Annotated in this window: 7 protein-coding genes and 2 pseudogenes; 7 read left to right on the top strand and 2 right to left on the bottom strand. The window is 72.7% G+C overall.

The genetic code is table 11. From position 1 onward, the window contains the following. Window positions 1-115 precede the first annotated feature (115 nt). A complete protein-coding gene (locus AC061S_RS30835; protein ID WP_478689166.1) occupies window positions 116-643 on the top strand; it encodes a sigma-70 family RNA polymerase sigma factor in 528 nt (175 codons plus the stop codon). Window positions 644-1,479: 836 nt separating this feature from the next. Next, window positions 1,480-2,199: pseudogene (locus AC061S_RS30830) on the top strand (IclR family transcriptional regulator domain-containing protein); the annotation flags it as partial. Window positions 2,200-2,658: 459 nt separating this feature from the next. On the opposite strand, the gene AC061S_RS30825 reads toward AC061S_RS30830, so the two are convergent. Further along, window positions 2,659-4,338, bottom strand: a complete 1,680-nt coding sequence (locus AC061S_RS30825) for a serine/threonine-protein kinase (protein WP_478689165.1) — start codon at window positions 4,336-4,338, stop codon at window positions 2,659-2,661. A 134-nt stretch (window positions 4,339-4,472) separates the two neighbouring features. Here AC061S_RS30825 and AC061S_RS30820 point away from each other — a divergent pair, with 134 nt between their 5' ends. From AC061S_RS30820 to AC061S_RS30800, 5 genes and pseudogenes are all read left to right on the top strand, one after another. Then, window positions 4,473-7,685 (top strand): NACHT domain-containing protein, encoded by a 3,213-nt coding sequence (locus AC061S_RS30820; RefSeq protein WP_478689164.1) that lies wholly within the window; start codon window positions 4,473-4,475, stop codon window positions 7,683-7,685. 60 nt (window positions 7,686-7,745) lie between these two features. Then, window positions 7,746-8,327, top strand: a complete 582-nt coding sequence (locus tag AC061S_RS30815) for a TetR/AcrR family transcriptional regulator (protein ID WP_478689163.1) — start codon at window positions 7,746-7,748, stop codon at window positions 8,325-8,327. Window positions 8,328-8,493: 166 nt separating this feature from the next. Further along, window positions 8,494-9,669: an agmatine deiminase family protein gene (locus tag AC061S_RS30810; RefSeq protein WP_478689162.1), complete on the top strand. Its 1,176-nt coding sequence runs from the start codon at window positions 8,494-8,496 to the stop codon at window positions 9,667-9,669. A 91-nt stretch (window positions 9,670-9,760) separates the two neighbouring features. Beyond that, a complete protein-coding gene (locus AC061S_RS30805; protein WP_478689161.1) occupies window positions 9,761-10,513 on the top strand; it encodes an urease subunit gamma in 753 nt (250 codons plus the stop codon). A gap of 80 nt (window positions 10,514-10,593) precedes the next feature. Beyond that, a pseudogene (locus tag AC061S_RS30800) lies at window positions 10,594-12,269 on the top strand (urease subunit alpha). Between the two features lie 114 nt (window positions 12,270-12,383). Here the strand turns inward: AC061S_RS30800 and AC061S_RS30795 are convergent. Further along, window positions 12,384-12,958: RNA-guided endonuclease TnpB family protein (locus AC061S_RS30795; protein ID WP_478689160.1), on the bottom strand; the 575-nt coding region annotated here is incomplete at its 5' end.

Raw genomic sequence — 12,958 nt, 5'->3', positions numbered from 1 at the left:
TGATTTCCTTGCCCCGCACACGGGATGGGGTGGAGCGGTGAGCGATGGCAGCGGTCCGGAGGAGTCCGGCGGCGGGGCCGTGGGTCTGCCGAGCCGGCGACGGCGACCGGCGCCCATGAGCCAGTGGGATTCGACGGCGCGCCTGTCGTACTGGGCCTTCCACGCCGACCGGCGCCCGGCCTACATGCGGTTCGCGTACCTGCAACTGGGCTCGGACGCGGCGGCCGAGGAGGCGGTCGACGCCGCCTTCGACTCGATCATGTGCGAATGGCTGCGGATGCTGCACATGGACCGGCTCGACGCCTACGCGTGGACCGTTCTCAAACAGCGGCTGATCGACCGCCAGTTCCTCCGCAGCCCCTGCCCGGAGCCGATGGACACCAGTGCCTTCGAGGCTGCGCTCAAGGAGGCCCACGCCGAAGCCGACCAGTACGAGGTGCTCACCGACACCATCCGCTTCTACTCCGCCGTCTCCCGGCTCGCCGAACGGCAGCGCGACGCCGTGCTGCTGCGGTACGGACTCCAGTGCACCCCCGGCGAAGCCGCCGCGATCATGGGTGTGGACGAGGCCACGGTCCGCGCGCAGCTCGGCCAGGCGCAGCGGCGGCTCGCCCGGCTGCTCGACACGTCCGCCGAGTCATGAACCGCAACACGAGCCGCGGAACCCGGCGCGAGGACGGCGGACTCCCGCGTTCCCTGGAGCAGTTCCTGGCCCGGGCGAGCGTGCGCGACCGCTATCCGCACTACGACGTGGGCGCGGCGGAGGCCCGGCTGCTGCGCAGCGCCGACGCCGCTGCCCCGGCGTCGAAGCCGGCCTCCGCACCGGCCCCCCGGCGCGGCGGAGCCCACGCCCGGCGCCGTGCGCCGGGCTGGAGCGACCCCCTGCGCGACCTGCCGCTGGACGCCGAGCGGGCCGGCCGCGACCTCAAGGCCGCCTGCCTGGCCTCCGTGTGCGCCACGGGGGCCCGGGAGCGGCTGGACGCCTTCGAGAGCGGCGGCCACGCCGACCTGCCCGGAGCCGTGGTCTTCGGCTGTCTCCTGCACCTGGCCGGACTGCGTGAAGGGGCCCGGTTCTGGTGGCAGTTCGCCGCCGGGTCCGGGCGCAGCCGAACCACGCACGCCGCGTACTGCCTCTTCCTCGACCATTCGCGGCGCGGCGAGCACCACGACGCCCGGTTCTGGGCCCGCGAGTTGGGCCGGCGCCGCTTCCGGCCGAGCGGGCGCCGGGAGCTCCGCGAGGTGCGGCTGTGCGCGCAGGCGGCCGTCCTGCGCTACGTCGACCAGCTCGAAGACCCCGACCTGGGACCGGTGCCGCTCCCCAGGCCGGGGGTGGCCCTGGCGCTGGACGCGTTCCGGCCGCCGGCGCCTGCTCCGGCGCGGCCGCCCCGGCCGCCCCGGCTGGGGGCGGGCCCGCTGCGCCACCCCGCGCTGACGGCGGCGGCCCGCGGGACCGTCGTCCAGCCCGGCGGGGGCGAGGCCCTGGCGGCGGCGCGGCGCGCCCTGGCCGTCGTACGGGTCCTGCAGCGGCGGCCGCTCGGCGTACGGGCCGGCCGGCTCGGGCGGGAGGCCGGCCTGGCCGAGGCGGAGCTCGGGCCACTGCTGTCGATGCTCTGCGAGGAGGGGTACGCGTACCGGTCCGGCGTCGGGGTCTACGCCCCCGGGCCCGCCCTCGACCGGCTCGCGGCCCCGGGCGGCCGGGGTCTGGCGGGCCAGTTGCAGCGCACGCTGGCCCTGGCCCGGGACAGCGCGGGCGCGGCCGTGTACCTGAGCCGGTACGCGGAGGGGGAGGTGCGGATCACCCAGATGGCGGACGGACCCGGCGCCCCGCCGGTGCGGGAGTGGGTGGACTTCCGCGATGCCGCGCACGCCAGCGCGGTGGGCAAGTGCCTGCTGAGCCAGCTCGACCACGACGGCCGCGCCGACCACGTGGCCCGGCACCGGCCCGCCCGGCTGACCGAGCGGACCATCACCGACAGCCGGGCCCTGTTCAGCGCGCTCGACGCGGTGGCCCCCGGGGCCCCCGTCTTCGACCTGCGCGAGTACGCCCCCGGCGTGGTGTGCGCGGCGGTGCCGCTCACGCTCGGCGACGCGGCGGGCAGCCTCGCGCTGTCGCTGCCCGGCGGCCACGCGCACCGGCTGGGCCGGGCCACCGAGGCGCTCCGCCTCAAGGCGGTTCCGGTGCTGCTGGCGCTTCTGCTGGCGGGGGCGATCCCGCCGGACGGCACGGACGGCATGGGCGGCATGGGCGGCTCGGGCGGTACGGGCGGTACGGACGCCATCGACGCCGTGTTCGCAGCCGACGGTCCGGGCGGGTCCGGCCCGGCCGACGGCGCAGCCGGCCCGGAGTCCTCGTGGGGGCCGGCGGAGCCGCAGCCGATGCCGGTACCGGTCACCGCGGAGACCCTGCGCCAGCTGCGCGGCCTCTTCCGGACTCCGCTGACGCGGGCCACGGCCGGGGCGGACGGGCCCCATCTGGTCAGCGACAGCGCCTCGGAGGCGGCGTACCTCTTCGACGCCCCCGAGGGCGACGGGGCCCCGGGCCTGGTGCTCCCGCGCACCTTCGCCCCGCTGGTGCCCGGCAGCCTGCGGACGCCCGACGGGCTCGACGGGCTGGTGGTGCTGCGGACCTGACCTGAACCCTGCGCGGGGCGGCAGGGTTCAGGGGGTGACGGAGCCGGGTGCGCCGGGGACGAAGGTGGCCACGGCGGTGTCGAAGTGCCGCTTGGCTTCGTCCAGTTCACCCACCGGGGCGGAGACCCAGATGTCGTACATCCGGCCGTTCTGGTCCCAGCAGAGGTCGTAGGTGTGCCGGGCGCCCTCGGCCGGTGTGAACCCGTTCCAGGTGAACTCCCAGAGGGCCGCCGGAAGTTCGCGGTGGGTCGTGGCGACGACCGCGCCGCCGCGATAGCCGGGGTTGGTGTCCGGTCCCCTGGCGTGGGCCTGCCGCATCACGCCGAGCGGGCCGCCGGGCACCGGCATCTTCACCCGGATCCCGATGCGGAAGGCCCCGTCCGGGGAGACGTAGAAGACCCGTTGGTCGTCGGTGGCCCGCTGGTACCCCTCGGGCACGGCGATGGCGAAGCCCTGCGGGTCGGCGAGGGTCCGGTACCCGGAGGGCGGTCCGCTCGGAGTCACGCCCACCGGACTCGGGGTGGCGGCGGCCCCGTCCGGGGTCGCGGGCAGGCTCGCGGAGCCGCCGGGGGCCGCCGGCGCGCTCCGCGACCCCTGCCCCGGCTCCTGCACCCCGAGCAGTGAGCGCAGCGGGTCGGCTCCCACCACCGCCCCGGCCGCCACCAGGACGGTGGCGGCCACGATCAGCCCGATCCGCAGGCCCGGCCGGGCGGCGACGCGCTGCCTGGCCGTCGGGCGCGGAGCCACGGCCGGGGCCGTCAGCCCCTCGGACTCCGGGGCCGGCGGAGGTCCGCCGGCGGAGTCGGAGTCGGCCGCGGACCCGGATGCGGGCATCCCGTCAGGGCGTACGGGCGCACGGTCGGCCGGTACGGGGCCGCCGCGGCCGGCTCCGGCCAGGTACGCCGACAACAGCCGGTCCGCCTCCGCCGCCGCCATCCTCCGCTCCGGGTCGCGTTCCAGCAGGCCCCGGATCACCGGCAGGAGCGGCCCGGCCTGGGCGGGCGTGCGGATCTCCGCGGAGACGACGGCGTGCAGGACGCCGCCCAGCGAATCGCGGCGGAAGGGTGACTCCCCGGTCAGCGCGGTGCACATGAGCGTTCCGAGCGACCACAGATCGGCGGCCGGCCCGGCTTCGGCTCCCTGCATCCGCTCCGGAGCGGTGTACTCGGGCGAGCCGACGAAGGCGCCCGTCTCGCTGATGGTGGTGGCCCCGGAGAACCGGGCGATGCCGAAGTCGGTGAGCACCACCCGGCCGGTTCCCGACTCCACGAGGACGTTGGCCGGTTTGACGTCCCGGTGGAGCACCCCCCGGCCGTGCGCCGCGGTCAGGGCGCCGAGCAGGGCGAGTGCGGTCCTGGCCGTTTCAACCGGGGTGAGGGTCTTCCCCGCGGAGATCAGGTCGGCGAGCGACCCGCCGTCGACCAGTTCCATCACGATGCAAGGGCGGCCGTCATGTTCGACGACATCGTGGACCACGACGACATGGGGGTGGCGCACGTGGGCCGCGGCACGCGCCTCGCGCAGCGCCCCCGCGGCCACACCGTCCCCGTCGCCCTCACCCACGTGCAGTTCCTTGACGGCGACGGGACGCCCGAGGAGTTCGTCGACGGCCCGCCAGACGGTGCCCATCCCGCCCCGGCCCAGCCGGTCTTCCAGGCGGTACCGCCCGGCCACCACGACGCTGCCGCTCACCTCGTCCTCCGCCACCGCGCTCCCCCTCCCCCGCACCCGATCCGCTGGCCATGATGCCGCAGCCCGCCGCCCCGCCACCCCGGCGGCACGGGCGCCGCGCACTCTAGAATCACGACGGCACCGGTCACAGCTCTACGCGGGGGGCACACGTGGAACCCACAGCCATCGGGCTCAAGTTGGCGACGGCCGTGATCGGCCCGCTCATCAGAAAATTCTTCGTGGCCGACGCCCCGGGCGCGGGACTGGTCGACAAGCCGGTCCGGCTCTCCGGGTACGTCTCGTTCAAGGGCGAGAAGCGCACCCTCACCGAGTCCGACGTGCGCACCCTGGCCGCCGCCCTCGTCCAGCAGGCCCTGAGCACGGGCGAACGCCGGATCCCGGCGGACGAGGAGAACGCCGTGACCGACGCCCTCGCCACCACCCTGCACGCCCTCGGCGACCTCACGATCACGGACGTCGACGCCGTCCGCCTCGGCCCGGAGGCCTTCGCCCGCGAACTGCGCCGCGCGGCCGACCGTCCGGAGCGCCATCTCTCCGCCGACGCCACGCACTTCTACGAGGCCCTGCTCGGAGCCGCCTCGCTGCACATCCTGGAGTTCTTCACCCAGCGCAAGACCTTCACGGCCCACGCGCTGGTCAGTCAGACCCGGGCGGTCGACGAACTCACGCTGAAGACGAACGAGTTGATTCGCCGCACGCCGATGCCGGACGCGGTGGACGCCGCGTTCGAGGCGACGTACCTGCCGTACGTGACCAGGAAGCACTCCAAGCTCACCATCTACGGCATCGACCTCAGCAACTCACCGGCACGCTGGCCGCTGGACGTGGCCTACCTCAGCCTGGAGGCGGCCCCGCTGGGGCGCACGGAGACTTCCTGGGACGCCTACGAGGCCGCGGACGATTTCCTCGCGGCGCAACGGACCCTGGAATCCCAGCCCGCGGATCAAGCACTGGCTCGCACCCCCCGCGTCCTCCTGCGGGGCGAAGCCGGTTCCGGCAAGACCACGCTCGTCCAGTGGCTGGCGGTCACCGCGGCGCAGCAGGACCGCCCGGACCGGCCCGCGTACCTCCGCGAGCGGATCCCCTTCGTGCTCCCGCTCCGCACCCTCACCCGCCACGGCGAACGGCTCCCCGCCCCCAAGGACTTCCTCGCCACGATCGGCTGCCCCCTCGCAGGCTCCCAGCCCGCCGGTTGGGAGCACCGGGTGCTGACCGCCGGGCGGGGGCTGATCCTCGTGGACGGCATCGACGAGATTCCGGAGCCCGAGCGGGAGCGAACCCGCCGCTGGCTGCGGGACCTCATCGACACGTACGACGGCGACAACCGCTGGCTGGTCACCTCGCGCCCGTCGGCCGTCGGTCAGGACTGGCTCACGGAAGAAGGGTTCCGCGAACTGGCGCTGTCCTCCATGGGACCTGCCGACACCGCCACCTTCATCAAGCGCTGGCACGCGGCCGCCCGCGACGGGTCCGCGCCCGCAGCCGAGCTCGACGCGTACGAGGCGCAGCTCCTCACCGCCGTCCGTACGAAGGCCGACCTCGGCAGGCTGGCCACCAACCCCCTGATGTGCGGACTGATCTGCGCGCTCCACCGCGACCGGCGGGGCTATCTCCCGTACGGCCGGAAGGACTTGTACGAGGCCGCGCTGTCGATGCTGATCAGCCGCCGCGACCGGGAACGGGACATGAAGGTCCCCGACCTCCGGGAGGAGCCGCAGCTCGAACTGCTCCAACGCCTCGCGTACTGGCTGATCAAGAACGGCCGTACGGAGATGGACCGCTCCCAGGCCGAGGACATCATCGGCCGGGCCCTGCCCGCCGTCCCTGAGGCGGCGGCACTGGGCGAGGCGCCGGCCGTCTTCGACCACTTCCTCCAGCGCAGCGGCCTGCTCCGCGAACCGGCCCCGGGAACCGTGCACTTCATCCACCGCACCTTCCAGGACTTCCTGGGAGCCCGGGCGGCGGTGGAGGAGGGCGACTTCGGCCTGCTCGCCGCGCACGCCGCGGACGACCAGTGGGAGGACGTCATCCGCATGGCGGTCGCCCTGGCCCGGCCGCGCGAGCGGGTGGCCCTCTTCGAGGACATGCTGAGGCTCGGCGACGGCACCGAGGACCAACGCGTCCGCTTCCGCGTCTACCTCCTCGCCGCGGCTTGCCTGGAGCACGCCACGACGCTGAAGCCGGCCGTCCGCGCGGCCGTGGAAGAGCGCACCGCCAACCTGATCCCGCCGAACGACGAGGACGAGGCCCGCGCACTGGCAAAGGTGGGTCCCCTGATCCTGGACCTGCTCCCCGGCCCGGACGCCGTCGATCCAGCAGACGGGCGCTACGTGGTCGTCGCGGCCTCCCACGTCACGTCCGACGCCACGCTGCCCTTCCTGGCACGGTACGCCGACGAATGGAACTCGCCTCTCGCGATCCGCAGCCAGCTCGTGTGGTCCTGGTCGCGCTTCGACGCAGCCCGGTACGCGGAAGAGATCATCGCGCTGCTGAACCCGGAGGGGCTGGATTACACCGTCACCTCCGATGAGCAGTTGCACCTCCTGGAACGGCTGGGGGTGCCCGTGGAATCCCTGGACGTCAGGAGCGGCCCGTCCCAGGAGGTGCTCGCCTCGTACCTCTCCCGGCACGCACTGACGAGCTTGAGGCTCTCGAATCGCACGCTGCCGGACCTGTCGTTCCTCGTCGGCCAGACACGGCTCGAATCGTTCACCACTTTGTCCTGTAGCCCGGTCGCCGACCTCTCCCCGCTCGTCGGGCTTCCCCTCCGACGGCTATACATCGACATCTCTTCGGACGTGGACCTCCGTCCGTTGCGTCAGCTGCCGGAACTCAGCAACCTCTCGGTCTCCGGCGAGGACCTCCAGAGCTGGACGCCGGCCGACTTCCATCCGGACGCTCCCCTCCGAAACCTCCAGATGTTCAGCGACGTCTCTCACAACTCGGAACTCGAGGGATTCGGCCGCTTCCCACTGCTCGAATCCCTCGGTTTCTCCGGCTCCGCGACGTCCGAAGGCTGGCAGGAATTCTCCTGCCTTCAGGCACTGTCCTGGCTCACCCTGGACGCGGCCTCGTTCGACGCCCTTCCGTCCGACATCGTCCTGGCGGAACTCACCCATCTCGACGTGACGGGCCTCGACGACACACTCACCGGGCAGAAGATCATCGATAGGCTGCCACACGCCTTCCCCCGCCTCACCCAGTGCAGGCTCTGGGGCAAGGCCGCCCTGAAAGGCACCGTCGACGTCTCCCCCCTGGTAGGTACGCACGCCTTGGAGGATTTCCGCATCAACTTGCCTTCGCCCCAGATTTACGGTCTCGACACGCTGCCCTCCCGGATCGCCGTCCGCAGCGATTTCTGACTGGACATCGGTCACCCTGCCCAGGCGATCGGCAGGACCCTCCGGGTAAGGTGTCGGACCGTGGCTGATCGTCGAACGGCAATCATGGAAGGCGCCGCGCGGGTCATCGCCCGGCGCGGCGTCCGCGGTCTGCGCGTGGAGGAGCTCGCCGCCGAGGCGGGCGTGTCCACGGCCTTGATCTACTACCACTTCAAGGACCGCGCGGGGATCCTCCGCGCCACCCTGGAGTTCATCAACGACCGCGCCGGCCGCTACACCACGGAGCGGGACCCCGCCGATCCGCCGCTCGACGCCCTGGGCGAGCTGGAGCAGACGCTCCTGCTGGAGTTCCAGGACGACCCCGCGGTGCGGGAGAACAGCACCGCCTGGGGAGAGCTGCGGGCCAGCGCGGTGTTCGACCCCGACCTGCGAGAAGACCTCGCCGACGCCACCCGTGTGTGGATCCAGGAAGTGGGCGAGCTGCTCGGGCAGGTCCGCCCCATGGCCGGAGTCGCCGCCCTCTCCGGTGCCGCCGAGCGGCTGACCGCCCTGGTGGAGGGGCTGAGCTCGCGCTGGCTCAGCGGCAGCCTGCCCCTGGCGCACGCGCGTGAGCTGATGGTGTCGTCCATCGCCGCCGAGCTGGACCGCCTCGCCCGTAGCTGACCCGCCCCGACCCGCAGGCCTCGTAGGACACCCCGCACACCGCGGACACCCCTCCATCCGCAGGGATCACGCACGGCACGCGTCTTGACTGAATTTTCAGTCAGTGACAGAGTTCTGGCCATGGCCGCTCTCGGCCGGCACCCCCACTTGATCCGGAGGCCCCTCGATGCACGACTCCACCGACGACAGCCGCTCCCTCCTCGGGCGGTTCTTCGGCTCCGCCCCCTCCCGCAGGCGCGTCCTCGGGGCCGCGGGACTCGGAGCGGCGGGAGTCGCGCTCGGCACCGCGGCCGCCGCAGCCCCGGGGGCGCTCCGGTCGCCGAGCGCGGCGGTGCAGCGCTGGCGGGTCGACCTCGACGACGTTCCCCACGCCCGCACCTGGATGTCCTGGCCCTCGCGCTCGTCGATCTGGGGCGGTCGCGCGCTGACCGGGGTCCAGGAGGACATCGCCCTGATCGCGAAGACGATCGCGCGCTACGAGCCCGTCGTCATGTGCGCGCCGGACTCCTCCACGGCCGCCACCGCCCGCTCCTGGTGCGGTCCGTCCGTGACCGTGACCACCGCCATCGGCACCGACGACCTCTGGATGCGCGATACCGCACCGGTCTTCCGCCGGGACGGCCGCGGCGGAATCGACGCGATCGGCCTGAACTTCAACGGCTGGGGCAACAAGCAGACCCACGCCTACGACGCCCACGTCGCGGAGAGCATCGCGTACGAGTCCCATCTCCCCTTCAGCAAGGCGGACTTCGTCGGCGAGGGCGGGTCGATCGAGACCGACGGCGACGGGACCGTGATGGCCACGGAGAGCAGCCTCGTCAACAAGAACCGCAACCGGGGCTGGAGCCGGGCCGAGGTCGAGGACGCGGTTCTGCACGCGTACGGGGCCGACAAGATGATCTGGATGCCCGGCATCAAGGGCAAGGACATCACCGACGACCACATCGACGTGACCTCGCGCTTCATCCGCCCCGGCGTGGTCATGGTCCAGCTGCCGCCGGCCGGCCGCGACGACATCTGGGCGCGCGACGCCCGCCAGCAGTTCTCCATCCTCTCCGCGGCGACGGACGCCCGGGGCCGGCGATTGACCGTCATCAAGGTCGACGGTCCCGACACCACGCGCTCGAAGAACCCCGAGTTCGTCGACTCGTACATGAACTTCCACGTGGTCAACGGGGCTGTCATCACCGCCCAGTTCGGTGACTCCGCGAAGGACGCGGCGGCGAAGCGGGCCCTGGCGGCTGCCTTCCCCGGCCGCACCGTGGTCCAGCTCAACGTGGACCGGCTGATGGCCGGGGGCGGCGGCATCCACTGCTCCACGATGGCCGAACCCCGCCCGTAGACCGCCAGTTCCGGAACGAGTACCGGCACGGCTTCCGGCACCGGCAGTACACCGGGGGCGGGCCCGCCCTCCCCTTCACAGATGAGGCCGTATGCGACTGACACCGACCGAGCGGGACCGGCTCCTGATCTTCACGGCGGCCGAGCTGGCCCGCGCCCGCCGCGCGCGCGGGGTGAAGCTCAACGTCCCCGAGGCCACCGCGCTGATCACCGACACGGTGTGCGAGGCGGCGCGGGACGGCCGCAGGCTGGCCGAGGCCATCGAGGCGGGCCGCCTCGTGCTCCGCGCCGACGAGGTGCTGCCCGGGGTCCCCGACGTGGTCACGTCGATCCAGGTCGAGGCCGTCTTCGACGACGGCACGAGGCTCTGCGTCATCGACGACCCCTTCCGGCAGCAGGGTTCGCTCGGGGCCGACGCCCCGGGCGCCGGCCTGCCGGGGGACGGTGCGGGCTACGGGCCCACCACCCCGACGGTGCGCGTTGCCGTGCGGAACACGTCGAGCGTGCCCATCAGCGTCACCTCGCACTTCCACTTCTTCGAGTCGAACCCGCGCCTCGCCTTCGACCGCGCCGCCGCCTACGGCACCCGGCTCGCCGTACCGGCGGGCTCCTCGGTCCGCTTCGACGTCGGAGCCTCCGTCGTGGTGGACCTGCTGCCCATCGGCGGGGCGCGCGTGGCCATCGGCTTCGCCGGCCTCGTCGACGGCCCCCTGGACGCGCCCGGCGCGCGCGAGGCCGCCCTGGCCAAGGCCCGGGCCACCGGATACCTCACCTCGTACGAGGAAACCGCAGAGGAAGACGCGGCCTCGTACGAGGAACACGCACCAGGACAGGAGCAGGCATGAGCGGCAGCGTCTTCGACTCCGCGAGCTGCCACGGCCGCCCGGGCGCCGCCCCGGCGGACAGCAGCGACCCGCACGACTACATGACCGTCCACGGTCCCCGGGCGGGCGACCGGATCCGGCTCGGCGACTCCGGGCTCATCGTCCGGGTGGAGTCCGACTGAAGCCCGGGGACGAGTTCCTGGCCGGCTTCGGCAAGACCGCCCGCGACGGACTGCACCTGAAGGACGCCGCCGTACGCGACACCTGCGACATCGTCATCAGCAACGCCCTGGTCATCGACGCCGTGCTCGGCATCCGCAAGACCAGCATCGGCATCCGCGAAGGGCGCATCCACGCGATCGGCCGGGCCGGCAACCCCGACACCCTCGACGGGGTGGACGTGGTGGTCGGCACGGGGACGAGCATCGTCTCCGGCGAGGGCATGATCGCCACCGCCGGCGCCGTCGACACCCACGTGCACCTGCTCTCCCCGCGCATCATGGAAGCCTCGCTGGCGTCCGGGGTCACCACGATCATCGGGCAGGAGTTCGGCCCCGTCTGGGCGGTCGGCGTCAACTCGCCCTGGGCGCTGAAGCACGCGTTCAACGCCTTCGACGCCTGGCCCGTCAACATCGGCTTCCTGGCCCGCGGTTCCTCATCGGACCCGGCCCCGCTGATCGAGGCCCTGGCCGAGGGCGGGGCGTCCGGCTTCAAGGTCCACGAGGACATGGGCGCGCACACCCGCGCCCTGGACACCGCCCTGCGCGTGGCCGAGGAGCACGACGTACAAGTCGCGCTGCACACGGACGGGTTGAACGAGTGCCTCTCGGTCGAGGACACCCTTCGGGTGCTGGACGGCCGGACCATCCACGCCTTCCACATCGAGGGCTGCGGCGGCGGCCACGTCCCCAACGTCCTGAAGATGGCCGGCGTGGAGAACGTCATCGGCTCCTCGACGAACCCGACCCTGCCCTTCGGCCGGGACGCGCTGGGCGAGCATTTCGGCATGATCGTCTCGGCCCACGACCTCAAGGTCGACCTGCCCGGCGACGCCGCCATGGCCCGCGACCGGATCCGCGCCGGGACGATGGGTGCCGAGGACCTCCTGCACGACCTCGGGGTCATCGGCATCACCTCCTCCGACGCCCAGGGCATGGGCCGCGCGGGCGAGACCGTACGCCGCACCTTCGCCATGGCCGGGAAGATGAAGGCCGAGCTCGGCCCGCTGGACGGCGAGGGCTCCTACGGCACGGCGGAGAGCGGCGACGACAACGAGCGCGTGCTGCGCTACATGGCCAAGCTGACCATCAACCCGGCCATCGCCCACGGCCTCGCGCACGAGGTCGGCTCCATCGAGGTCGGCAAGCTCGCGGACCTCGTGATGTGGTGGCCGGAGTACTTCGGCGCCAAGCCGCAACTGGTCCTGAAGGGCGGCTTCCCGGCGTACGGGGTCACCGGCGATCCGAACGCCTCCACCGACCGCTGCGAACCGCTGGTCCTCGGGCCGCAGTTCGGCTCGTACGGGGCCACCGCGGCCGACATATCCGTGGCGTTCGTCGCGGAAGCGGCCGTCCAGAACGGCGACATGATGCCCACCCGTCGCCGCAGGGTCGCGGTCCGCGGGACCCGGGGCATCGGGCCGAAGCACATGCTCCGCAACAGCCGTATCGGCAGCGTCGACGTCCATCCCGGCACGGGCATGGTGTCGCTCGACGGGGAGCCGCTGGTCTCGGAGCCGGCCGACTCCATCTCGCTCGGGCGGCTCTACTTCCTCTGATTCCGCTGAATCCTCCGAGCCCGGCCCCCGGACTCCCGCTAGGCCGCGCCCCCTTGAGCGTCCGGGCGGAGGTCCAGCATGCAGAACACCTTGTCTTGACTTCCGCTCCCCTCCCTAAGGGGAGGGGATTCCTACCACGGTCGGCTGACCGTCTCGGTGGGTTCCTGCTTCTTCGCGCTGTGCCGGGACAAGTCCCGGTCTTACCCGCGCTCGACAGGCTGATACCGCAAGTCCTGCGGCCTTGGCGACGTTGACCGCCGCGTTGATGTCCCGGTCCAGCCACGCGTCGCACGCCCGGCACTGCCAGATGCGCACACCGAGGGGCTTGGGGCCGTCTTTGACGCCGCACTGCGAGCAGACCTGAGACGTCGGCTCGAAGCGGCCGATGCGTACGAAGGTGCGCCCGTACCGGGCTGCCTTGTACTCCAGCATCGTCAGGAACGCCGACCATCCGGCGTCGTGGACGGACTTGGCCATGCGCGTGCGGGCGAGTCCCTTGACCGCCAGGTCTTCCACTGCGACCGCTTGATTTTCGCGGATCAGCTTCGTGGAGAGCTGGTGGTGGAACTCGCGCCGCGCGTCGGCCACCCGCGCGTGAGCGCGGGCGACCTTGATACGGGCCTTGGCCCGGTTGCTGGAGCCCTTGGCCTTGCGGGACAGACGGCGCTGTTCCCGCTTCAGTTTCTTCT

This window comes from Streptomyces sp. CA189, from assembly GCF_056428985.1.
The sequence above is the reverse complement of the archived record's forward strand: the minus strand, read 5'-3'. Positions and strand labels throughout refer to the sequence as shown.

Excerpts from the sequence above, each read along its gene's own strand:
- AC061S_RS30835 (WP_478689166.1), top strand. The coding sequence starts at position 116 with ATGAGCCAGTGGGATTCGACGGCGCGCCTGTCGTACTGGGCCTTCCAC.
- AC061S_RS30810 (WP_478689162.1), top strand. The coding sequence starts at position 8,494 with ATGCACGACTCCACCGACGACAGCCGCTCCCTCCTCGGGCGGTTCTTC.
- AC061S_RS30805 (WP_478689161.1), top strand. The coding sequence starts at position 9,761 with ATGCGACTGACACCGACCGAGCGGGACCGGCTCCTGATCTTCACGGCG.